This is a genomic window from Fructilactobacillus fructivorans (assembly GCF_001434095.1).
GTDB lineage: Bacteria > Bacillota > Bacilli > Lactobacillales > Lactobacillaceae > Fructilactobacillus > Fructilactobacillus fructivorans.
Map to the genome: position 1 here is coordinate 151,359 of NZ_AZDS01000005.1, position 23,253 is coordinate 174,611.

The following is a 23,253-nucleotide window of genomic DNA, read 5'->3' on the forward strand; positions in this document are numbered from 1 at the left end:
AGCTACTAGAATGATTATTGAAATAAAAGAGTAACATTATAATGTATGGGAGTGCATATTTATGAATGATAGAGAGAAGAAAGAAGCTTATGGGAAAGCTATGGACATTTTGAAAAGCAATAATGTTCGTATTACCCCACAACGTCAAATTATTTTGAAGTACCTAATTGATCACAACAACCATCCTTCAGTTGAGACGATCTTCCATTTCTTGGAAGAAACGTTCCCCAACCTTAGTATGGCAACCGTTTACAATAACCTGCGCTTATTTAAAAAGCTTAGGATTGTGATTGAATTACCAAACCCAGATGGCGGATATCGTTATGACTTTTACAGTCATCCCCATTTTCACGCCATTTGTGACACTTGTGGTAAGATTATTGATATCGATGATCCTAAATTCAAGAAGATCGACGAAGAACTCCAAGACGCCACTAAGAAAGTTGGATTTGATCCATCAGTCTCAAACGTCGAAGTTCACGGCACTTGTAAAGAATGCCAGGCTAAAAAGAACGCTCAAGAACCTAAGCAAGATCAGGGTAAGAGTAATAACAAAAGAGTAGTCGAAATGCCAAAAGCATCACTAAAAAACTAATTTTATTTCAGAATTAAGCATTATGACGTTTGTCATGATGCTTTTTTTGTGCATAATTTATCATTCATGTTTACTAGATCAAGAGATTGCGGTAAAATAGTAGTTGAGCTATATTATAATCATTATAAACTGGAGGAGTTAATTATGGCAAAAAAGAAAACATCACTTGCGCAGAAAATCAACGTTTTGCGGGCAAGTGTCATGGGTGCTAATGATGGTATCCTATCAGTCGCAGGGATTGTCCTAGGTGTCGCTGGAGCGTCAACGAGTAACTGGGCAATCCTGATTTCTGGTTTGGCGGGAATGCTAGCCGGAACGGTTTCAATGACAATGGGAGAATACGTTTCAGTCAACACCCAAAAGGACTCACAACGACAGGCCATCGATTTTGTAAAACGCGGTCTTGCCAACGATTATGATGGTGAATTTAATTTTGTGAAAAATAAGTACCTCAAAACGGGAATGGCTCCTGAATTGGCAGAAAAAGCCACTTCCGAAATGATGCAAGAAGATGCGTTAACGACAGTCGTACGGGAAAAATACTCGTTTGATCGAAAAGATTTTACCAGTCCGTACGCTGCCGCAATTGCTTCCATGATTTCGTTTCCCACGGGATCAATTCTTCCCTTAGTCACCATCTTTGTCGCCCCAGCCCAATACCGGGTTCTTGGAACTTATCTTGCCATCATCTTGGCACTTTCAATTACCGGATACGTAGCTGCCGTTCTAGGAAATGCTAATCGGACTAAGTCACTAATACGAAATGTCATCTCTGGATTAGTCACCATGACCGTCGCATACCTTGTTGGTCGTTTAGTCGGGTTAGTATTTTAAGGAGGGACGCTAGATGAGTTTTCATTTTAAGAAAGATCACAAAGATAACAATGACAATACCATGGATGAAAAACTGAATAACCTACGAGCCGGAGTCCTTGGGTCAAACGATGGGATTTTGACCGTCGTGGGTGTCCTCTTCTCAGTGGCGGTTGCCACTACTAATCCCCTTACCATTTTCATTGCTGGACTGTCTGACTTACTCGCCTGCGCTTTTTCGATGGCTGGTGGGGAGTATGCTTCCGTTAGTTCTCAGCGTGATACCGAGCAAGCGGCCGTCAAAACCGAAAGTAAGTTACTTAAAACCAACTTTAATGAAGAACTTCAAAGTGTAATCAAATTTTATGTGGGCCGAGGAGTTAGTCAAAAAACGGCCACAGCAATCGCTAAGGACCTTCTTTCAAAGAAACCCTTAGAGACCGTCGTAAGTGTGAAATATGACCTTCAATTAGGAAAGTATTTGAGTCCCTGGAGTGCGGCCCTATCTTCTCTATGCTCGGCCTCTCTTGGCGGGATCCTTCCTTTATTAGCAATGACCCTCCTTCCAGTTGGCCTTCAGTGGCCCGGAACCATTATTGCCGTTATCATTGCCGTTGCTATCACTGGATTTCTGAGTGCAGAACTCGGAAACGGCTTGGTCAAGATCGCCGTGATTCGAAACGTCATCGTTGGAATTATCACCATGATTATCCATTATGGGATCGGACAGTTCTTCTAACATAGTTCCCAACTTTTAACATTAATTTTTAGATAAAATTACATTACGGTAAACCTATATCAGAGTAGGAGTATAGAGGCTATAAAAACCGACGTGCCGCTATTTCCAAATGGTAGATAATTTGACATATACCTTTCAAATTGTTAAGTTGGTTAACGTAGATATTTTTGTTTTTAATGAAGATGTTAATCGAAAGGAGGAGTTCTGTGACTCAAAATAATAGTGAAAAAATCAAAGTTAATCATATTACAAAGATCTTTGGTCCTCATGTTAAAAAAGCACAAGAACTTTTATCTAAAGGAGAAGATAAGGCTCAAATTCTTGATGAGACTGGTAGCACTGTCGGTGTTGATAACGCGACCTTCTCAATCAAAAATAACGAGATTTTCGTTATCATGGGATTATCTGGTTCAGGTAAATCAACCATGTTACGGATGTTCAATCGTTTAATTGATCCAACGTCTGGCGCCATCTATTTGGATGGAAAAGACATCATGAAGTTTGACAAGAAACAATTGCTCGATCTTCGTCGAAAGAAAATGAGTATGGTCTTTCAGGGATTGGGATTACTTCCTAACCGAACCATTCTTGAAAATGCTGCTTTCGGACTTGAAGTTCAAGACGTTAAGAAAGAAGAACGCGACAAAAAGGCCCATGAATCACTTGAAATGGTCGGTCTTCACGGATATGACGACAGTTATCCAGGCGAACTATCCGGTGGAATGCAACAACGTGTTGGTTTGGCTCGTGCCATTATCAACGATCCGGATATCCTCCTGATGGATGAGGCTTTCTCAGCCCTTGACCCATTGAACCGTCGTGAAATGCAGAATGAGCTATTGGAACTACAACGTAAACTACACAAAACCATTATCTTTATTAGTCATGATTTAAATGAAGCACTACGAGTTGGTGATCGAATCATGATGATGCACGATGGTGACGTCATTCAGGTTGATACCCCTGAAGACTTACTTGATCATCCTAAAAATGAATACGTTAAGAAATTTATCGAAAATGTTGATCGTTCTAAGATTTTAACTGCCTACAATGTAATGGTTAAACCAAACACCGTTAACATTGACAAGGATGGTCCTAAGTTGGCCCTTCGTCGCATGAAGGAAGATCAGATTTCAAGTATCTTCGTGGTTGATTCCGATAATCATTTCGTGGGAATTGTCGATGCTGATGACGCCAACGAAATGATTGATAAGAACGAAAAGGATCTTCACACCGCCCTTAAGACTGATGTGCCAACAACTGCTCCCAATACTCCAATTGGTGACTTGTTCAACGCAATTTCTAAATCACCAATTCCATACGCAGTCGTTGATGACGAAAAACACTTGCAAGGAATTATTCTTCGAAGTGCCGTTCTTGATGCCATGGCAACGAAAGGAGCAGATGACTAATGAATAGTTTATTATCAATTGCTAGCATTGGTGCAATTCCAATTGCCAAATGGGTGAACGCTTTCTTTACTTGGTTAACTGGATTTGCTGGTTTCTTTAATGCAATTACAATTTTCTTGAATGCTGTGATGAATGGAATCCAATGGGTCTTTGACATTATTCCCATTTGGCTATTTATTGCGATTATCCTACTTGGAACTTGGTTCTTATTCAGAAAAACCAAACATTGGGGGTTCATGCTCTTTGAATTACTAGGTTTTCTATTAATTTGGAACCAGGGTTACTGGCGTGATATGACACAGACCTTAGATTTGGTTCTTACAACTTGTCTTTTAATTGTTATCATTGGGGTTCCACTTGGAACTTGGATGGCCAAAAGTAAGATTGTAGAAACCATTGTTAGTCCCATCATGTCATTTCTACAAACGATGCCAGCCTTCGTTTACTTGATCCCTGCCGTTGCCTTGTTTGGAATCGGTCAAGTTCCTGGTGTGTTTGCTTCAGTAATCTTCTCAATTCCACCAATTGTCAACATGACAAACCTTGGAATTAGACAAGTACCTAGTGAATACCTCGAAGTTTCAGAATCATTCGGTTGTACAGCATGGCAAAAACTTTTCAAAGTTCAATTTCCACTCGCAAAACCAACCGTTATGTCTGGAATTAACCAGGGAATCATGCTGGCCCTTTCAATGGTTGTTATTGCTTCAATGATTGGAACCTTAGGACTTGGAGAAGCCGTATACTTCGCCGTTGGTAGAAATGACGTTGGTACTGGTTTTGCTGCTGGTATCGCAATCGTTATTCTCGCAATTGTCCTTGATAAAATCAGTAAAGGCCTTGGTGGTGCCAATAAAACTGATGCAGGATCTAACGAATAATGAATAAAAAATTTACCAAATGGATTCTCGGAATCACTTCCGCGTTACTTCTAGCGGTAACTTTAACCGCATGTAGTGTAAATCCACCAAAGTACAACCCTAACGCAAAAGTTGGGCCACAAGTTAACTACACAATAACTGGAATTGATTCCGGTGCCGGTGAAATGGCATCTACAACTAAAGTTCTTCAAACTTATGGATTAAAGAAAGCTAAGTGGCAACTTCAAGCTAGTTCAACTGCTGCGATGCTTTCATCCCTAAATAAAGCACTTAAGTATAAACAACCAATCGTCATTACTGGTTGGACACCTCATTGGATGTTTCAAAAGTATCCAATCAAATTCTTAAAAGATCCAAAGAATACCTATGGTAAGGCTGAACACATTCAAACCTTAATTCATAAGGGATTTGAGAAAAAGAACCCTGGAGCTGTTAAATTACTTAAACAGTTCCACTGGAACGATGAAATGATGGATGAGGTCATGTTCAAGATTGATAAGGGTGAAAATGCTGAAAAAGCTTCCAAAGAATTCTTAGCAAATCATCCTGAACAAGTTAAACAATGGCTTAACGGTGTTCCCGAGGGACATGGTCAACCCGTTAGACTTGTCCTTGTTTCATGGGATTCAGAATTATCATCTTCTAACGTGGTAGCTCAATTACTTCGAATGAAGGGTTACAAACCAACTCTTTCTGCAATGGAAGCTCAACCAATGTGGACTGCTCTTTCCACTGGGTCTGCTGATGCTTCAACTGCTGGTTGGTTACCAACAACGATGGGACCAATGTACAAGAAATATAAGAACAATGTCGAAATTGTCGGTACTAGTATCGATAAGGCTAAAGTTGGTTTAGCCGTTCCAAAGTACATGAAGAACATTAACTCCATTGAAGATCTTAAAAATAAATAATCAGTAAAATTAAGTCTCGTGAATGTCGTTTGCGAGACTTTTTTGATACCATTTAGTTATGATAAAAGTTTCGAAAGGACAATGACTATGACAAAAAAAGCTTTTCCAATTAATAAACCCGAACTAAAAGATGATTTTTATGATGCCATCAACGGTTCGTGGATTAAACAGGCTACGATTCCATCTGATCACTCTTCAACTGGTGGATTCATGGATTTAGTTGATGATATTGATAAAACTCTGATGAAAGATTCAGCAGAACTTCAGAGCGACAAGTTAGCCGCCGCCTCTCCTGAACTTGAAGAGTACAAAAAATTCTATAATATGACCACCAATTTTAAAAAACGTGACGAAGATGGCGTGAAACCCTTAAAACCGGTCCTTGATCGCATTACCAATCTTAATAACTACGATGATTTAAACGCCCAGCTTCCCGACTGGATTCTCTCTGGCCTTCCGACCCCATTTTCACTTGGTCTTGATCCTGACATGAAGAATGCTAAAGTTAACGCCCTCTTTGCGAGCGGTCCTTCCTTATTCATGCCCGACAAGACTTACTATGAAAAGGATAACGCGGCCGCTAAGACCCTAATGCCAATCTTCATTAAAATGACTACCGAGTTATTCGAAATGGCCGGATACAGTGAAGAAGATAGCAAAAACATCGTTGAAAATGCGGTTGAATTTGATCGTTTAATTGCCCCTAACGTTAAGTCAGCCGAGGAAGCTGCGGATTACAGTAAGATGTATAATCCTGAAAGTCCTGATCAACTGGCCAAATCAACCAACGTATTAAACCTAAAGGAAGCCATTAACCAACTCGTTGGTGCCCTCCCCGAAAAGATCATTGTGACCGAACCTCAATTCTTTGAAAATTTGTCTGAACTTCTTACCTCCTCACACTTTAAGCTCATGAAGGATTGGATGCTTGTTAAGACCATTAATGGCTACAGTGGAGCCCTTTCAGATAATTTCCGAGTAACTGGTGGAACGTACAGTCGAGCTCTTTCTGGTAAGAAGGAAGCCACTAACAAGAAAAAGGCAGCTTACTACCTTGCTTCTGGCACTTTCGACCAAGTCATCGGTGACTACTACGGAAAGAAGTACTTCGGTGAAAAAGCAAAGGATGACGTTCATCAAATGGTTAACAACATGATTAACGTCTACAAGAATCGCCTTACTAACAATGATTGGTTAAGTGAGGACACTAAGAAAATGGCCATCAAAAAGCTTTCAACCCTTGGTGTTCAGGTCGGATATCCTGATGAACTTGATCCTTTGTACAAGAAGTTCCACGTAACGGAGGAAAAAGATGGTGGTACGGTTTTAAGTAATCTCCTCGACTTTGAGAAGATTGCTAACCAGTACGAGTTCTCAAAGTGGAATAAACCAGTGGAAAAAGAACGCTGGGAAATGAGTGCCAACACCGTGAACGCTTATTACCATCCCTTTAAGAATATCATTGTCTTTCCAGCTGCCATCCTACAAGCACCATTCTACAGCCTTGATCAACCAGAGAGTGCGAACTATGGTGGTATCGGTGCCGTGATGGCGCATGAAATCTCACATGCCTTTGATAACAACGGTTCCTTGTTCGATCAGTATGGCAATCTGAACAACTGGTGGACCAAATCGGACCACGAACATTTTGCTAAACTAGCTCAAAAGATGATTGATGAATTCAACGGTATTCCATTTGCTGGCGGAAAAGTTAACGGAAAATTGACGGTTTCTGAAAATATTGCTGATGCTGGTGGACTTAGCTGTGCTGAGGAAGCCGCTAAAAATGACACTGATCCTGATTTATATCAATTCTTTACTAACTGGGGTCGAATCTGGCGCATGAAAGCCACTCCAGAATACCAAAACCTGTTACTATCAATTGACGTTCACGCTCCCGCCCCACTTCGAGCATCCGTTCAGGTCAAAAATCTGGATGACTTTTACATGACCTTTAACGTAACATCTGAAGATAAGATGTACTTAAAACCTGATAAACGGGTTCAGATCTGGTAGGATGTAAGTGGAAAACAGAATAGATTGGAGCGAATAATATGAAACTTACTGATTATATCGATAAACAAATTCAATTCTTAGATCAACAATTACAAGACGCCAAGGACAAGAGTGAGGTCAAAGGCCAATACCTTATTGAGTCCAAAATTAACGAACTGCAGGCATTGAGCCGTGCTGTTGAAAAAGGCGTCGTTAATCAACTTTAATTAGAAACGTAAAAAGCGGAAGCACTTCACAATGAAGTGCTTCCGCTTTTTTATCTTTTATTATTCAGCGAACAAGAATCGTTCGATAATCCGTGAAGCCATCTGATTACTCAACAGCTTACTGTGTCGTCCAGCCTTTCCACTAACCTTGATTTCTTGATAATCAGATCCTGGAACCAATTTTTTGAGTTCCTTAGCCGATGACGTTGTAACCCGTCCATCTGACTTGTTAGTCCGACTCAACTGACCATAGACGTTCAAAACGCTGACACCCTTAGGAAAAGTCTTCGAACCGTCTCGCAGTTCACTTACCTTAGGATAACGATGATTCATAACATCTTGTTTTGGCATGATTCCCTTAAATGGGCCACCAATCGAAATAAACTTCGTTAAGCGCATGTGATTGGCTTCCTGTCCGTAAGAAACGGCATTTTGATAAACCGTTAAACTTCCAGAGCCAAAGCCCAGGGCATTGTACTGCTGATAACGATACTTATGATTCAAATGAACTAAAATTTCGTTTAACCACTTCGCCTGAACCACTGTAGAAGCGGTATTATCATTGAAATTAACCTTAATGATCGGGTACTTAGCATGAACATCACCATTGGGATGATAGTAGATCTTACCATCCGGATAAACGTTAATCTTCATAGCATATTCGCCACCCTCGCGACTAGAAGTCACCGTCAAATGATTGGCAGCCTTAGAAGTTTTATTTAAATCAGATACAAATAAAATGGGCGTATGATCATGTTGCTTAACGCCATCAACGTTAATTCCAAATTCAATAAACAAAAAGCCAGCAACCACTACAATGATTCCGATCGCAAATAAAAAAATGTTTTTCTTTGTTGCTTTTTCCAAAAAATCACTCTTCCTTTATTCTAATAATTTAAGGATACTAGTAATTCAGAGATATTACACTAAAATTTAACGAACCAAATGTCATTAAATAAACTCAGATATAGACACTTGGAGGCTTGCTTATATTTTCAAAGTTAGATTTCATCCTGCTTTCTTCCAACAAAGAAGAAGTAAATGCATGCTCCAATGATACCTAATAACAATATTAACATAACAAGCCAAAAGATGCTCTTAGCAACTGTTTTCCTACCTGAGTTAGTCGCCGAGACGGGATTATTAACGGTAAAGTTATGCGTAAAATTCCAAACCTTTGTTGTCTTAAATTGAGGATCATTTGAGGTCATTTTTAGGTGAAGGGTGTATTGACCGTTCAGCAAATTCTTCGTTGGTCTAGGAACCAAGTAATCAAACGAACTATTGGGCGCAATAATGGCATTGGCAGTAGTATGTGAAGCCATCACATTGGAACTATTGATTGGAGTAATATCAGTTCTAATCTTGGTCTTCCCTAACACAGCAGCCCTATCATTAGCTAAATTCACCTTTATGAGGTTCGGATTCCCAGCTGGTAACGTCTTAACGCTATTCATTTTCATGTTAGCGAGTTGCTTTCCTTGTTTCAGTTGGATTCCAACCGAATAAGAATACAGGGAATTAACCGGAGAAGACGACTTGTTGCCATTATCTTCAACCACGTAAAGTCCACCGAGAATCGTCCCGTTAAACTTCTGAAAGTTCTCGTCGTTTGGAACGTTTAGGTTCAAAGTAACGGTTTGTTTCTGGTGCGGCTGTAAAGAAACTGTCTGATCAGAAGCCTTGTTAAACGTCACCAGTTGTTCAATCGGAAACTGTAAATGATTGTTGATTGCCGGGGCCTTATTGGCATAACTAATTGTAGGTGCTCCCGAAGTTGTCGCTGGATTAACCCCTAATTTTACCTTTAAGGGCATCTTAGTACTACGGTTGATCAATTGGACCTTCAGTTGCTGCTTCATGCCTGGAGATGCCTTAATATCAAAATAATTGGCACCCCTTTGCTGTCCCTTAACTCCGTTTAACTGTGGCAAAACCTCAAGGGGAACCTGATTCTGGGTGTCAGCATGAGTAGTTGGATCCAGCATCACAATCATGAGAACACTTGCAATCACGATCAACCCTATCATCGCTAATTTTTTGCTTACTTTCATTATCAATCAACCCCAATATTTTAATTAATTGCTTATGTACAAAAGACGATAACAATCTTTCAATTATTATCGTCTTTATGTTGGTTAATTTTCTTCTGAAGGTCCATGTGATAAGTTCCAAGTCAAGGTTCCACTTGCATTTTGTGAATTACCACCTAAACCCGCATTATTATTTTTCAAAACATTTTCATCAAGATTCAATTTAACGTTAGCCAAATTCCAGAACGCTTGATAAGTAGAGTTATCCAAGTCAACGTTTGAACTTGAAACAATCGGAGTGGCTTGTCCATCAAAGTTAATCGTGTTCTCCAGATTGTTTCCGGTCTTATTCCACGTTAGCATACTCTTATCCTGATTGAGGGATAGTTCCTGTAAGAACCCATCACCTAAAGAGGATCCACCTAAATCAAGTGAAGCATTATTTAACAAGTTATTCTGAGCTGAACCTGACTGAGCCGTGACTGTAAGGCCCCAGCCCACATCATTCATTTCGCTTCCAGCGGAGTTAGTAAACTGCGTAAAGATTCCCGGATCGGAACTATTAGGATTATAAGCTAATGAGGTTCCGTCTTGTGAAATGGGAACAGCTACACGCCCATTTGATGGGGTTGAGTTCTTCCCTTCCATGTTGAATTGCATGCTTTGAGGAACAGCATCCAGTCTTAACATTGCCGGAGGATTATTATTGGCTGGATTATTCTTACCGGATACCTGATCACCAGCATCAACGTTACTTGGATAAGTCTGATCAGGATGATCAGGGTCGGGAGTTCCAGGTGTCTGGGGTTCGTAAGGATTAATGACTCCTGGTTCACTCACTCCATCAACTGATTCTTGCGCTTCATTTGTCTGAAACCACGAATCACTATTGGACCTATCATAATAAGCTGCAAATCCATTAATGGTCTCATCGGCACTCAGGTACTTACCCTTTGGTAAAGTATACTCAAAAGTTCCATCAGAATTAGTGTACGTCGTATATTGACGTGAGCCAATGTTATCAGGAGCTTTTGGAGTAAAGTATGGATAACCATATACGTACCCATCATTAATACTATCAACAGCATCATCCGGACTGATGTTGGGGTCTCCTGTCAAACTGACGAAGGTTCCTCCCATTCCTTTCCCATTATTATCAGTAACTCTTCCTGAAATGGTTCTGGAATACTTTGAATCATGGGCATCATTTAGGGGATGCGTAAATTCGATGTTTCCTTGAGTGGTCGATGTTTCCACCTTTAATCGTGAGTACTGGTAGATATTGAAGTTACTACCATTAATTGCCGTTTGTTTTGGATAAGAAAATCCATTACTAGGAGTCTGCCATTGAAATTGAGACGGGCCATCATTATTGGAGCCATTTAAATCCCAAGCATTCAAGGGTTCCGCACCGGGAAACATAATTTGTGGACCGCTACTTTGCTGACTCCCACTTCCAGAATTTCGAACTTGAAGTAACGGATCATCTAAACTATCGTTTTTATATTGACCATAATTTTGTAAACGAAAATCACCGTGGCCCATACCACTCAGATCAATGTTCCCCCGTCTGGACTGCATCATGGTTGGAGAATCACTTTGAACGTTTTTATACATACTAATATTTGGACTATCATCAGGTGAATTGGTTGATTCATTCGTATTCGGTTTGACGGTAATGTCACTGTTAGCCCAAATTGAAGGAGTCCCTGATGATGGGCTTCCATATCCATTGTTCACAGTATTAACCGTGAGCTTAGAGCTCCCAATGCTAATTCCTGAGGAAGCACTACTAGTGGCACGATTATAAGAGACAATGGCATAATGCCCCGGGCTCATACTAATATTGACATTCGAATTATTCCCAATACTAAAATCATCTGGATTACTTCCTCTCCCAAGATCAAAGCCAGTAGTTTGTCCAGAAATACCGGAATTTCCTCCCCCAGTATTTTGTTTGGCAGCAGAATTCATACTAACGTTAACATTATTGCCAATGGCAATCTGGCCAAGACCAAATTGTTGATTGGTATTAGGATTGGTAGGAGCATTTTGGATTCGACGATCCCAACGTTCATCCCCCCAATCACCAATTTCAAAGTTTGGAGTAGAATCAGTGTTATTAACAGTGGTTTTCAGGTCAGTGGGATTATTTTTATCATTACTATCAGCAATCCAAAGCGCACATCCTTCCATTAGCTGTTGGCCACCGTTAGCAACGTCAGTATTGGTTCTACCCAAAGCCGTATAGTAATTAACTTGATTAAGCCGTTGTTTGCCCTTTAAAATATTGAGTCCACCATAGTTAACAAATGGTTGCGCTCCAGTAAAGGAATAGTTGGTGTACGTTTGAATATCACCGTGAGTACCACCATTACTATCACAAAACATTCCGTAGTAGTTTCCACTGTACACGTTTAGGTTGTTTACTTGGATATTAGGAAATCTTGACGTTCCATCTTGATAGGAGCCATTATTCCCATTCCAGTCAAAACTATTACCACCTAGATCAACCGTTGGGCCACCGACATGTTGTCCATCTGGGCTATTATTAGAATTGGTTACCTGACCATCCACGACTAAGTTACCACTCGGTCGTGGAGCAGCTTGGATCTGGTTATGACCGGTATCCGGAGCGGCAAAATCATTGGCGATCAAAATGTGATCAACATTTGAATTTTGAATCGCCGCTACATAACTATCCCAATCGCCAACTGAAATGGTTGATAATGCAGCCGTTTTAATTTGAGCAGCTGATAATTTCGTGGCTGGAACATACTTTCCACTCTTAAACTCACTTTCGGCATTCTTACTTTCTTGAATTAGTTTAATATTTTTAGTGTCTTTAGAATCCTTTTTTGCCTTAGCTTCATTGGCAGAAGTTTTGGTCTTCTGAACGTCTTGAGCGGCCTGCTTGCTTGATTCCTCACTAGTCTTATTATCCTTATTATCTGAACTTGTTTTTGCCGACGAACTACTAGAAGATTGACTTGAAGAGCTACTTTGATTGCTACTAGAAGAGGCTTGGCTCTGACTGGTACTAGCTGATGACGAACTTGAAGCTTTAGCCTCCGTCTTGACATTATTTTCAGCTTTTGCTGAGACAGGATTATTTGAACTAGAAGTGTACATAAACAAGACGGCACATGCAGCCACGAATAATGCCGCAATTCCGCTTAAAGTTATCAATTGATTCCGATTTTTCTTTTTCATTGTTCAGTCTCCTCCTCAGCATAGATTTAAAGCTTATTTTTGCGATGATTTCGGATAATCAAAAACGTTAAACCCACAATGATGATCAACATGATCATTACGATTCCCACAAAGATCAGGACCGTCTGATATGAAAATGTTCTCACGTAATCAACTGGGTTGATGGTAAATTCCTTTCGTAATTCCACGTTACTGGGCGCTTCATCAACTGGATCCTTTCCATTTAGATTAATGGTTGCGATGTATTTTCCCGGCAGCAACTGCTTATTTAACGGTTGCTTAACCGTAAATTGACTATTCGGGGCAATCTGGCCACGTTTGATACTAGTTTTAGTGATCGTTTGGTTCAATGTCGTATTTTTTAAACTAACATTAGCTTTCACATTATTTAACATCGCTGGTTTTGGATTAGCTAATCCAAACATTAACATTGAATGCTGGATCGCTGGCCTCTTCAAACTAGCACTCGTCTTTTCAACTTCACCAGTTGGAACCTTTCCCTTTTTTACCTGGATCGGGATGGTGTAAGAAAATTGATTATTAATCTCACCTTTAACTGTCGGAGCATCCTGGGTAAAAGTCACCGCCCCCAAGATTTCACCGTTAAAGTTTTTAAACTGATCATTATCTAGGTTGAGCGACATTTTAACGTTGCGCGTTTGACCGGGATTTAATTGAAAGTTCCGATCAGACCCATTAGCAAATGTAACCAGCTTTCGCATGTTAAACGGGAGCTTTTCAAACTTACTTTGATCATTATCATAAAACAACGCTAATTTTGATGAAGTAGAAGCCGCATCAACCCGAGTACTCACCTGACAAGAATTGGTCTTACTCATGTTTGTTACTGAAATTGCAATTGGAAAATCACGGGCCTGATTGGCTTGAATCTGGTAATATGCTTTTTGCTTTGATATGTGGCTACTATCGTCAATCCTTACACTTAACGGAACCGTACTACTCAAGTTAGCAGCTGAGACCGTGAAACAGCTTAAAGTCCCCATCACAGATAGTGTAAATAATGTAACTAATAATGACTTCAGTAGTTTCTTCATAATCCGTGTCCTTAACTATTAATTGTTAACCTGAGGTGAATAGTTCCAATCAATCGTTCCATTATATTCGGTATTCTGAGACGGCATCTTAGCTTGTCCAGTAAAACTATTACTATCAAATGGAACCTCAAGCCGCATATTATCTAATGTCCAGGCTAACTCATAGACCCCAAAAGAACCAACTGGGGTAGAAGATTGATCAGCTGGACCATTGTCGGTATTAGAAAGCATCACTGGCGCATCAGCATCAGTGGTAATTGTAGTAGTTCCAATGTTGTCTGGTGAGGCTGGACTAGAAATATTATTATAGATTACATCCCCGATATTGTATTGAAACAACTGGGTGTTAGAAAGTTTAATGAATGCTCCTGGTAGTGCTCCACCTTGATCGTTAGTAAATCCATTTCCGTTTTGGTCAGGTCGTAAAGTTGCCTTTAAAGCCATGGGACCCGTCTCACCAAAATCATGGACTTGGGCAAACACAAAATTATTCTGATTCCCATCTTTCGATACGCTGGTTCCGTCCGCCGTAAGTGGACTATCAGCAAAGTTAGGATCACGTAACGATTGAAACGTTAATTCTTTAGGGACGTAATCTAGCGCAGTCTGATCGTTATTTTCTCCTGCCGCACCATTATCACCAATATTAGAATTGTCATTGGGGGTAAACGGATTAATAATGGGAACGTTTAGTCTTCCCTGAACGTTTAGACCAATATGGGTATCGTTGTTTTGTGAATAATTAATTAAACCATCAGCCCTTGGAGTTAAAGAAAGTGAGCATACCACTACAAAGAGACTACATAGTAATATGCTCACGTACTTCATTCTTTTTAGCAATATCCTCACCTCTCCTACCTTAACAAATAAAAAGAGCATTCAACTTGTTAATTAATTTTCCAATCCATCATTCTTTGATACAAAAAATTAGTTAACTTTTGAATTCAGATTTCACATTTTCTAAGAATAATTTAAAAATTACGATATGTATATGTTTAACAATCTTAGTGAACTAAAAAACACAAAGCCTAGTCTCATCGAAATCTTGTGTTAAATTGAACTACACAAGATCCGCATAATATTATAATAATAATAACATAATACTGATAATTATTAATAGTGAAAAGTCTTCATATAATCGTTTTCAGTAACTAATTTGTTACTTAATTCATTGATATTGTAACATGATACCATGCAATTTATAAATTTTGGAAAATATTTCTACGATGGGTTTTCACAAAGATGGGTCAATTAATTTAAGATTAGAAATAAAGGGTCAAATAGTGATATATTAGAGGCGTGAGAAATCTATTAAAAAAGTTGGTAATTTAAAATCATTTTTAATCTTTAATAATTAATAATATAGTAAAAAAACAAATTACCACAGTAATAAAAAGGAGATATTTACTTGATTACTTTAAAATCAGACCGTGAAATTGAAAAAATGGCAGAATCTGGTGCCGTACTTGCTGGGGTCCACAACGGACTTAAAAAGATTATCAAACCGGGAATTGATACCTGGGAAATCGAAGAATTCGCTGACAAGTACATTACCGACCATGGTGCCACTCCTTCCGAAAAGGGATTTGATGGCTATAATTATGGAACCTGCATTTCCATCAATAACGAGGTTGCCCATGGGATTCCACGTCGTGGTCTGAAACTGAAGAACGGTGACATCGTTAAAGTTGACATGTGTGTGAACAAAGATGGCTTTGAGAGTGACTCTTGCTGGTCATACGCTGTTGGAGACGTTTCCCCAAAGATCAAAAAGCTAATGGAAGTAACCCGCAAGGGTCTCTACCTTGGTATTGATCAAGCTCAAGTCGGCAATCGAATTGGTGATATTGGTGCTGCCATCCAACACTATGTTGAAGACGAAAATCACATGGGTGATGTTCGAGAATTAATCGGTCATGGTATTCAACCTTCAATTCACGAAGATCCAGCTGTTCCAGCCTACGGAGTTGCAGGTCATGGAATGCGTCTTCGTCCCGGAATGACCATTACGATTGAACCAATGGTTAACCTAGGAACCTGGAAAATTAAGGATGACTACGATAAGAAGGATGACTGGACCTACTACGTCAGCCAAGATGGTTCTTATTCCGCTCAATACGAACACACTTTAGCAATCACAGAAGATGGTCCTAAGATCTTAACCTCTCAAGATCACGTTGCAGACGCCAAGTACATGTTTAAAAAATAATAATTCACAAAAAAGGGTGCGAAATTGTTAAGAATTTCGTACCCTTTTCCTTTTGATTCTTCCCGATGTCCATTTATGCTAGTATAAATTTGACTAAAATAAGTCACAAAAGGTGGGATATCATGAAACAACTTTCAAAAATTACCGGAATCATTATGGCACTCGTCATTTCACTCGTTGCCTTTAGTTCACTACCTGGTTCAAATGCCAAAGCTGACCAACACGTCGACCCCAACATTGGTTTTCGTTATGAACAGCCCACCGCCAAATATTATATTCGCAAAGGGACACCCCAAAGTTATCGTATTATTATTAATCAAGCCATCGCCAATTGGAACAAAACGCACGCCTTTACCTGGGTTCGTTCCAAGACCAAGGTTCCAACTACGATTGGCGTCACTAACAGTAACCAGGGATTTTGGAAGGGTAACCATTACGCTGGTGTCACCCTTAATCTAACTAAAACCAAAAATGTCGATGATCACACTTTTCAAACTGGGGCCAAAATCACTTTGAATCCCAGGGTCATGGCTAACATGCGGTACACTTATAACCAACAATTACTTACCGTTGAACACGAATTAGGCCACGCCATGGGACTAAAACATGATCACGAAAAAGATAGTATCATGTACCCTAATGATACCTACTACAATTCACTCAATCCCAATCAAATTGGACCAAGTGATATTAGCGGTGTTCAGGCTTTATATAACGAAAAATAAGCAAGTTTAAAGGGATGCTACTCATAAAGTAGCATCCCCTTTTTATTTCCATCCGTAAGTTTTTAAATCCATCTCACGTTTGGGTAGCTTGGATACGTAAGGATTTCCCTTTACGTAGAATCGATACGGTTTGTCAGTCCAGGTTCCACGATCACTCACACCAATCCGCCCTGACTCAACAATCTTCTTTGGAACCTTCACGTTATCAACGTCAAGATCAAGGGCAGTATCACCTAACTCAATTAGGTTCATGTCCTTATCATAGATTCCAAGGGCATCCATTAGTTTTCCCGGTCCGTTGGTTAATTCAAAACCGGACTTCGGGCGATTGGCTTTCATCAAATCAATTCCCTGATATGGTTCAATTCCCCGAATCAGAATTCCCTCAGGAACATCCTTGGCTTGAGCAGCCACATCTAAACAAAGGCGACCATGAATCGAATAGATGTAGATTGTACCTGGAACTCCATACAAAGCTTCATTGGATGGAGTTCGTTTCCCTTGATAAGCATGAGCCGCTGAATCTTTTTGCCCTAAATAAGCCTCTGCTTCGGTAATGTAGCCACTCATTAAACCCTTGGGTGAATGATAAACAAGTAACGTTCCGAGCATCCTCTTGGTGATCTCATCGGTGGTACCCTCATTAAAAAATCTTCTTAATTTATCTGACAAAATCCATCCCTACCTACTTAAAGATTTAAAAACTAACGAATGATAATCGTTGAAATCTTAGACTTCTTAACTAACTTAACACTTATACTCCGATTACCGTGTTCACCGGTAGCATCAGCTCCACAGATGAGCAAATCAGCCTTAAACTTAGGTGCGATTGAGTCCAAAATCTCATCATCAATACTTCCACCAACCGAAATAATTGGTGTAACATCTTCAACTCCAGCCTTTGAAGCGCAATCAGCATAGCCACCAACTACTTCTCGTAGTTGGTCACGTTTAGCTTCGATTTTACTTGGTGTTAAAGAATCATAAATATTAATATCATTATTTTCTAACACCGAGCAAATTCCAAGTGATGCTTTAAACTTAATGGCCATTGTTACCGCATAACGGAAAGCACGTTGAGTTGACTTACTGTCATCAGGGTCAACGGTCAATAAAATTCTTTGAAACGTTAATGGCTCAAATTTTTCCATTTTTTTCATCCCCCTTTCAGTAATATCATATCATTAATTTTAAAATTTTCGACAAAAAAATAATCAGTAGAAAACTACTGATTATTACTAATTATTTATTCTTTATTAGGATCAGGAAGTGAGGCCTCATGATCGTTACCCTGGGCATCTTCAATACTCTTGACCATTTTCTTGGCGTGAATCCGGCGCATCTTTTCTTTCTTCTTCTTAATTCGTAAATCATCCATCGCTTTGTTCTTAAGGACAATTCCCTCATCATTTTTCACCATGTGGTAAATCGATATCAGGATCATGATACATACAAACATTAGCGGGAATCCCGCGATCGCACAGAAGGTTTGGATGGTTCCAAATCCTCCAACGACCACAAGTCCGAAGGAGAACAACACGAAGACAACCACCCAAGTCATTCGGTTAAACTGGGTCGGTTCTTGGCCTTCTTTGAGTCCTAGACTCGTAAACGATGAAACGATAAAGGCCGACGATGAAATTGTCGTCGCAAGGAAAATAAAACAAGAAATGCAGTAAACCGCGAACACGATCGCCTTAAACGGCAGATTAGACAAGACAGCAGTAATTACCGCAGCCTGTCCCTGTGTATTCAAAATATGAACTAGGTTAATCTGTCCGGTTTTTTGAAGCCACAATGAGTATCCACCAAGAATGGCATAAAAACTCAAGCAACCAACCGAACCATATCCAAGCATTCCAATCAGCGTCGAACGAATCGTGCGTCCCTTTGAAATACGTGCAATAAACAATCCCATGACTGGCATGTATGACAACCACCAACCCCAGTAAAAGATCGTTTCTTGTTTAGCGACGTCAGCAGGACCATTAGGAATGGTGTTTGTTGACATGGCAACGAACTTATCAGCTAATAGTCCTAAACTATTGGTTTCTGAACTTAAAATGTAAATCGTTGGACCAACTAACAGGACAAACGCCAAGAAGATAATGGCGGTCCAAATATGAGCATCACTTAATCGGTCAATCCCACCGTTAAGCCCCTTGTAGACGGTCCATGCAAAGATGACAAAGAGAACACCGAAGAGCGCAATCTTCAGAATCAGATTATCAGGAATTCCCAACAAGCGGCTCAAGACGTTAGAAATGATTGGAATTTCCATTCCGACGGAAGATCCAACTCCACCCATGATTCCAAAGACAACCAGAAAGTCAACTAATTGTCTGAGGTAGTATTTCCACTTGGCTTCTCCTTGAATGAAATCAATCGCAGAACTTAGACGCTGAACCTTCCCGTGCTTAACGAACAAGATGTACGCAATTGCAATGGTGGCCGGGGCAAACATCATCCATGCCATCGGACCCCAATTAAATTGACCAAACATATGCGCGTAGTTATACGCACTTTCAGAAAATGGTTTTGCGCCAAATGGTGGATGTTGGAGATACCTTAACGGATCAACCATACTTAACATCAGAATACTAGCATCAATTGCGGTCGCAAACACCATGCTTCCCCACTGAAGATCACTGTATTCTGGTTTTGAGTGTGGTTCTCCCAACCTGATGGCTCCATATTTTGAAAAGATTAGCCACATAAAAAATAAGAAATTAATTATGTAAACAACCATGTAGGCCCAACCCATTTGATTAGTGATCCAATTTAAAGCCAGAGCTAAAATCCCCTGTAATTTTGAACCACCAACGATCAAAATGATCGATCCCACTCCAAAGATTAGCAGCGTGGGAATAAAGACGAATTTATCAATATTAAATTTTTTAAAAATAAAGAAATCCCTCCAAATACTTTTTCACAATAAAAAACGCTATGCATGGTGCTCATAGAGACACTTGCATAGCGTTGTAACGGTCACACAAATGATAATTACTTATCTTTCATTATCATTATACACAACTAAGATAATAAGTAAAATTCGTTAATTATTATCAATCTTTTTTAATACTTTTGCAGGATTACCTACCAGGACCACATCATCGCCAAATGACTTGGTGACAACGGATCCAGCTCCTACGACCACATTATTCCCGAGGGTCACTCCCGGAACAATTGTGACATGACCACCAAACCAAGCATCATCACCAATGGTAATTGGGGCAGCCATTTCAACGTCTGCCACCCGTTCCTTTGCATTTAGGGGATGAACGTTGGTATATAGTCCACAATTAGGACCTATGTAACAGTTTTTACCAAACGTAATTGGAGCGGTGTCCAAAAGGGTTAACCCATAATTAGCGTAAAAATTATCACCAATATAAATGTTAAAACCATAATCAAACTCAATTCCAGTTTCAACAAAGAACTTCGGGCCACTCTTAGCCAATAAGTCTTGGATTAATCCGTTTCGTTTCTCGTTATCAGGGGTATTATTAGCCTCCTGTAACTGCTTTCGACATAAAATTCGCCGACTAATCAATTCCCTATCAAATTGATTATACGGTTCACCACTTGTCATCTTTTCTCTCTCACTTGTCATTGAATCACTCCTTTGGGGTTTCATCTTTATTATTAAGCAAATTTACATTTTGTCCATAGTCTGATTCAATTTCTCATCAACAAAGACGTTTCCCTTGTTAGTGGCGTGACCCTTCGTCCAACCAAACTGGATGTTGGAAAACTGATGTAAAAGTTCGTCAAGCTGTTGCCAAAGCTCCTTATTTTTTAGTTCACCACCACTTCGTTTCCAGCCTCGCTTTTTCCAGCCATCAATCCAATGCTTTGTAATTGCGTTTAAAACGTATCTGGAATCACTGACTACACCAATGCCAGCGTGACTTAGTTGGTGTTCAGATAGCCACTGAAGGGCCTTCACGAGTGCCATAATTTCCATCCGATTGTTAGTGACCCCATATTCCCCACCAGAGTCAACGTGTTGACCCGTTGGAGCGTCAATGAGGTACGCCCAGGCTGCTTTATCGTTGGACTTAACGTGACCACCAGCGACATTACCATGATTTCGTGACCCACCATCGGTGAAGACAATAATCTCAGGACGTTGGGTGTGACTCCCCTCTGTTTCTGTGATCGGTGCTTGTTCATTATACAAGTACGCACTTGCTTCCCGTTTGGTTTGAAAGCTTTTATACTGTGCTCCTGAATATCCGTCGATTTGAGCTTTGGCTAAATCCCAGGTCGGATAAATTCCAGGATGACGCCCTCGCCTGACTGCGTAATATTTCTTTGTCTTTCTCATTTTTACTCCATTCAAATTCTTAATTAATTCTTACATTTAGTCATATCATTTTGCATTTTGTAATATTTATGCGAAAATAATATGTAGGAGGGGATTCATACAATGGTCGATATAGCTGCAAAATTAATTACAGTTGATCAAGCGTTAGCAATGCTCAAAGACCGTCATGCTCAAAAGAATGAACGTTTCCCAAAGTTAATGACTCCCGGTAAGTATATTTTACCAGATTACTTTTTAACTAGAAAAAGAGAAGCGTTCAAGATTAGAAAGCATACCTTCTTAAAGCGGCGCTCTCGCTCATACGTTGCTTTCGATTCTGAGAATGGTCAAACGCTTTGGTTGCACAATTTCCCTAGTCTATCAGAAGCATTATTCTGGTTAGATACCGGTCTTAAACCCGCCGATTCTGATTCAGGATCATCATTCAAAGAATGGAAACAGGAGCATGCAAAAGAAATTGAAGGCATGAAAGATCAACTGAGACAAATGTCAAAGCCTAAAAAGCGTAAACCTAAAAAAGCTAAAAAAGGTAAGAAGCATTAATTTAAAAACCACAATTAGGATTGTGGTTTTTTATTATTAACAAAAAAGTACCACTCAATTACGAGTGGTGCTTTTTAAATAGCTGCTGTGGCTGGGCTCGAACCAGCGACATCTTCATTAACAGTGAAGCGTTTCTACCAACTGAACTACACAGCAATAATGAAATACTTAATTTGTTGTTCATAATTATACACAGGTCCTAATAGTTTGTCTACTAATTTAGCAAATTATTTTGCAAAAAAATGGACTCTGCAATTACCCGTTGTAGAGTCCACTTATGACGCTATTTTCTTAGTTGTTCATTTGGATAAATAATAACTTTAATTGAATTACTTTTATCGGTTCTAGACTTCTCAAGTGCTGCTTTAGTCTGATCCAATGGATAGAAGTTAGTTAACAAATTATCAACCAGTTTCGTATTCTTAGCTAAAATCTTCAAACCAGTTTGATAATTATTACAGTATCTAAAGATCCCCATGATCGTAGTTTCATGATCGGTCATAAATGGAACGTCCAGTGGAGTTTGGTCAGTCGTTGGAACTCCAATGTAAGCAACCTTTCCACCTCGTTTCAAGGCATGCAAGGAAGTTTGTTCACCAGGAACAGTTCCGGAAGCTTCAATGGCATAGTCAACTCCAACACCGTTGGTAAGGGTTTTAACGGTATCAAGAACATCAGCATTCTTAATGTTAACCGCGTTAGTGGCTCCTAACTTTTTTGCAACGTCCAATCGTGATTGCTCAGCATCACTAACAATGATCTGATCAGCTCCATGGGCTTTAGCGGCCAGAATCGCCAGTAAACCAATGGGACCCATTCCAGAAATCAGAACTGATGAACCAACATCTACACCTAATTTTTGCGTAGCATGAACACCAACTGACAATGGTTCGTTCAAAGTGGCCTCTTCGTATGAGACATTTTCAGGAATTGGGTAAACAAAGTCTTGAGGATAAACGATAAATTGAGTTAAGTCACCATTAACGGGTGGCGTTGCCATAAACTGCATGTTCGGGCAAAGGTTGTAGTGGCCAGTTCGACAAGCTTCACAGTGACCACATGGAACACCAGGTTCCATGGCAACCCGATCACCACGTTTGAACTTAGTAACTTTATCGCCAACAGCAACAATAACACCGGAACTCTCATGGCCTAAAATCAGTGGTTTCTTAACCACAAAGTCACCAATATGACCCTGGTCATAGTAATGAACATCGGAACCACAAATTCCAACTGCTACCACTTTAATCAAAACGTCAGTTGGACCCATTTCCTTTAGTTTGGTGTACTTCATGTCAATATCGAATACTTTCTCCAAGACCGCACTCTTCGTGGTCTTTGGCATGTTATTTTTATCATAGTTTGGAATACTTACGTCAGTCATAATTTTAAGTCTCCTCTACATAATCGTTGATTCATTAAAATAACTTTGAGCTAACCGTTACTAACGCCCATTGGTATCATCCCGTTCCTTCTATTTTTCACCCTCATTATCACATCTTGTGCAATAGTTATCAAAGAAAATGTTCATAAAAAAATAGACCCTAACGATCGGAGAACCGACCATCAGAT

22 protein-coding genes and 1 tRNA gene are annotated in these 23,253 nt (G+C 39.8%); 11 read left to right on the forward strand and 12 right to left on the reverse strand.

What is annotated here, in order from left to right:
• Positions 1-61: 61 nt before the first annotated feature.
• From FC73_RS06260 to FC73_RS06995, 8 genes are all read left to right on the forward strand, one after another.
• On the forward strand, positions 62-595 hold the full coding sequence (locus FC73_RS06260) for a Fur family transcriptional regulator (RefSeq protein ID WP_010022605.1): 534 nt from the start codon (positions 62-64) through the stop codon (positions 593-595).
• 144 nt (positions 596-739) lie between these two features.
• The gene (locus tag FC73_RS06265) at positions 740-1,429 is read left to right on the forward strand and encodes a VIT1/CCC1 transporter family protein (protein WP_010022604.1); all 690 of its coding nucleotides are present in this window, start codon (positions 740-742) and stop codon (positions 1,427-1,429) included.
• Between the two features lie 13 nt (positions 1,430-1,442).
• The gene (locus FC73_RS06270; protein WP_010022603.1) at positions 1,443-2,147 is read left to right on the forward strand and encodes a VIT1/CCC1 transporter family protein; all 705 of its coding nucleotides are present in this window, start codon (positions 1,443-1,445) and stop codon (positions 2,145-2,147) included.
• 182 nt (positions 2,148-2,329) lie between these two features.
• Positions 2,330-3,559, forward strand: coding sequence for a quaternary amine ABC transporter ATP-binding protein (locus FC73_RS06275; protein ID WP_050780926.1), 1,230 nt, complete (start codon positions 2,330-2,332; stop codon positions 3,557-3,559).
• Entirely contained in the window at positions 3,559-4,440 is an 882-nt protein-coding gene (locus tag FC73_RS06280; RefSeq protein WP_010022601.1) for an ABC transporter permease, read from the forward strand. Before FC73_RS06275 ends, FC73_RS06280 begins: the two co-directional genes overlap by 1 nt.
• Positions 4,440-5,351, forward strand: coding sequence for a glycine betaine ABC transporter substrate-binding protein (locus tag FC73_RS06285; RefSeq protein ID WP_010022599.1), 912 nt, complete (start codon positions 4,440-4,442; stop codon positions 5,349-5,351). Before FC73_RS06280 ends, FC73_RS06285 begins: the two co-directional genes overlap by 1 nt.
• Before the next feature lie 87 nt (positions 5,352-5,438).
• A complete protein-coding gene (locus FC73_RS06290; RefSeq protein WP_010022597.1) occupies positions 5,439-7,367 on the forward strand; it encodes a M13 family metallopeptidase in 1,929 nt (642 codons plus the stop codon).
• Between the two features lie 38 nt (positions 7,368-7,405).
• Positions 7,406-7,573 carry a hypothetical protein gene (locus tag FC73_RS06995; RefSeq protein ID WP_010022596.1) on the forward strand — a complete coding sequence of 56 codons (168 nt, stop codon included), beginning with the start codon at positions 7,406-7,408 and terminating at the stop codon, positions 7,571-7,573.
• Positions 7,574-7,633: 60 nt separating this feature from the next.
• Here FC73_RS06995 and FC73_RS06295 read toward each other — a convergent pair whose 3' ends face one another.
• The 5 genes from FC73_RS06295 to FC73_RS06315 form a co-directional block, all read right to left on the reverse strand.
• A complete protein-coding gene (locus FC73_RS06295) occupies positions 7,634-8,440 on the reverse strand; it encodes an alpha/beta hydrolase (RefSeq protein WP_010022595.1) in 807 nt (268 codons plus the stop codon).
• Positions 8,441-8,574: 134 nt separating this feature from the next.
• Positions 8,575-9,627 carry a WxL protein host-binding domain-containing protein gene (locus tag FC73_RS06300; RefSeq protein ID WP_010022594.1) on the reverse strand — a complete coding sequence of 351 codons (1,053 nt, stop codon included), beginning with the start codon at positions 9,625-9,627 and terminating at the stop codon, positions 8,575-8,577.
• 84 nt (positions 9,628-9,711) lie between these two features.
• Positions 9,712-12,819, reverse strand: a complete 3,108-nt coding sequence (locus tag FC73_RS06305; RefSeq protein ID WP_010022591.1) for a pectate lyase-like adhesive domain-containing protein — start codon at positions 12,817-12,819, stop codon at positions 9,712-9,714.
• Between the two features lie 26 nt (positions 12,820-12,845).
• On the reverse strand, positions 12,846-13,874 hold the full coding sequence (locus FC73_RS06310) for a WxL protein host-binding domain-containing protein (RefSeq protein ID WP_010022590.1): 1,029 nt from the start codon (positions 13,872-13,874) through the stop codon (positions 12,846-12,848).
• 18 nt (positions 13,875-13,892) lie between these two features.
• Positions 13,893-14,714 (reverse strand): WxL domain-containing protein, encoded by an 822-nt coding sequence (locus tag FC73_RS06315; protein ID WP_010022586.1) that lies wholly within the window; start codon positions 14,712-14,714, stop codon positions 13,893-13,895.
• A 568-nt stretch (positions 14,715-15,282) separates the two neighbouring features.
• Between FC73_RS06315 and map the strand changes: the two genes are divergently transcribed.
• Both map and FC73_RS06325 read left to right on the forward strand, forming a co-directional pair.
• A complete protein-coding gene (gene map, locus FC73_RS06320; RefSeq protein WP_010022584.1) occupies positions 15,283-16,083 on the forward strand; it encodes a type I methionyl aminopeptidase in 801 nt (266 codons plus the stop codon).
• A 122-nt stretch (positions 16,084-16,205) separates the two neighbouring features.
• Positions 16,206-16,808 carry a matrixin family metalloprotease gene (locus FC73_RS06325; RefSeq protein WP_010022582.1) on the forward strand — a complete coding sequence of 201 codons (603 nt, stop codon included), beginning with the start codon at positions 16,206-16,208 and terminating at the stop codon, positions 16,806-16,808.
• Between the two features lie 42 nt (positions 16,809-16,850).
• Here FC73_RS06325 and FC73_RS06330 read toward each other — a convergent pair whose 3' ends face one another.
• From FC73_RS06330 to FC73_RS06350, 5 genes are all read right to left on the reverse strand, one after another.
• Complete coding sequence (locus FC73_RS06330; RefSeq protein WP_010022580.1) at positions 16,851-17,480, reverse strand: DNA-3-methyladenine glycosylase; 630 nt, start codon at positions 17,478-17,480, stop codon at positions 16,851-16,853.
• A gap of 32 nt (positions 17,481-17,512) precedes the next feature.
• Positions 17,513-17,959: a universal stress protein gene (locus FC73_RS06335; protein ID WP_010022579.1), complete on the reverse strand. Its 447-nt coding sequence runs from the start codon at positions 17,957-17,959 to the stop codon at positions 17,513-17,515.
• Between the two features lie 95 nt (positions 17,960-18,054).
• Positions 18,055-19,677, reverse strand: coding sequence for a BCCT family transporter (locus tag FC73_RS06340; protein ID WP_050780908.1), 1,623 nt, complete (start codon positions 19,675-19,677; stop codon positions 18,055-18,057).
• Between the two features lie 186 nt (positions 19,678-19,863).
• Positions 19,864-20,421, reverse strand: a complete 558-nt coding sequence (locus FC73_RS06345; protein ID WP_010022576.1) for a sugar O-acetyltransferase — start codon at positions 20,419-20,421, stop codon at positions 19,864-19,866.
• Between the two features lie 42 nt (positions 20,422-20,463).
• Positions 20,464-21,138 (reverse strand): ribonuclease H family protein, encoded by a 675-nt coding sequence (locus FC73_RS06350; protein ID WP_010022575.1) that lies wholly within the window; start codon positions 21,136-21,138, stop codon positions 20,464-20,466.
• 102 nt (positions 21,139-21,240) lie between these two features.
• Between FC73_RS06350 and FC73_RS06355 the strand changes: the two genes are divergently transcribed.
• Positions 21,241-21,681: a hypothetical protein gene (locus FC73_RS06355; RefSeq protein ID WP_010022573.1), complete on the forward strand. Its 441-nt coding sequence runs from the start codon at positions 21,241-21,243 to the stop codon at positions 21,679-21,681.
• An 82-nt stretch (positions 21,682-21,763) separates the two neighbouring features.
• Here FC73_RS06355 and FC73_RS06360 read toward each other — a convergent pair.
• Positions 21,764-21,837, reverse strand: a tRNA-Asn gene (locus tag FC73_RS06360).
• Positions 21,838-21,964: 127 nt separating this feature from the next.
• A complete protein-coding gene (locus tag FC73_RS06365) occupies positions 21,965-23,065 on the reverse strand; it encodes an NAD(P)-dependent alcohol dehydrogenase (protein WP_010022571.1) in 1,101 nt (366 codons plus the stop codon).
• Positions 23,066-23,253 lie beyond the last annotated feature (188 nt).

Coding starts and splice junctions, on each gene's coding strand:
- FC73_RS06260 (WP_010022605.1), top strand. CDS start 62: ATGAATGATAGAGAGAAGAAAGAAGCTTATGGGAAAGCTATGGACATT.
- FC73_RS06265 (WP_010022604.1), top strand. CDS start 740: ATGGCAAAAAAGAAAACATCACTTGCGCAGAAAATCAACGTTTTGCGG.
- FC73_RS06270 (WP_010022603.1), top strand. CDS start 1,443: ATGAGTTTTCATTTTAAGAAAGATCACAAAGATAACAATGACAATACC.
- FC73_RS06275 (WP_050780926.1), top strand. CDS start 2,330: ATGTTAATCGAAAGGAGGAGTTCTGTGACTCAAAATAATAGTGAAAAA.
- FC73_RS06280 (WP_010022601.1), top strand. CDS start 3,559: ATGAATAGTTTATTATCAATTGCTAGCATTGGTGCAATTCCAATTGCC.
- FC73_RS06285 (WP_010022599.1), top strand. CDS start 4,440: ATGAATAAAAAATTTACCAAATGGATTCTCGGAATCACTTCCGCGTTA.
- FC73_RS06290 (WP_010022597.1), top strand. CDS start 5,439: ATGACAAAAAAAGCTTTTCCAATTAATAAACCCGAACTAAAAGATGAT.
- FC73_RS06995 (WP_010022596.1), top strand. CDS start 7,406: ATGAAACTTACTGATTATATCGATAAACAAATTCAATTCTTAGATCAA.
- FC73_RS06300 (WP_010022594.1), bottom strand. CDS start 9,627: ATGAAAGTAAGCAAAAAATTAGCGATGATAGGGTTGATCGTGATTGCA.
- FC73_RS06305 (WP_010022591.1), bottom strand. CDS start 12,819: ATGAAAAAGAAAAATCGGAATCAATTGATAACTTTAAGCGGAATTGCG.
- FC73_RS06310 (WP_010022590.1), bottom strand. CDS start 13,874: ATGAAGAAACTACTGAAGTCATTATTAGTTACATTATTTACACTATCT.
- FC73_RS06325 (WP_010022582.1), top strand. CDS start 16,206: ATGAAACAACTTTCAAAAATTACCGGAATCATTATGGCACTCGTCATT.
- FC73_RS06335 (WP_010022579.1), bottom strand. CDS start 17,959: ATGGAAAAATTTGAGCCATTAACGTTTCAAAGAATTTTATTGACCGTT.
- FC73_RS06345 (WP_010022576.1), bottom strand. CDS start 20,421: ATGACAAGTGAGAGAGAAAAGATGACAAGTGGTGAACCGTATAATCAA.
- FC73_RS06350 (WP_010022575.1), bottom strand. CDS start 21,138: ATGAGAAAGACAAAGAAATATTACGCAGTCAGGCGAGGGCGTCATCCT.
- FC73_RS06355 (WP_010022573.1), top strand. CDS start 21,241: ATGGTCGATATAGCTGCAAAATTAATTACAGTTGATCAAGCGTTAGCA.
- FC73_RS06365 (WP_010022571.1), bottom strand. CDS start 23,065: ATGACTGACGTAAGTATTCCAAACTATGATAAAAATAACATGCCAAAG.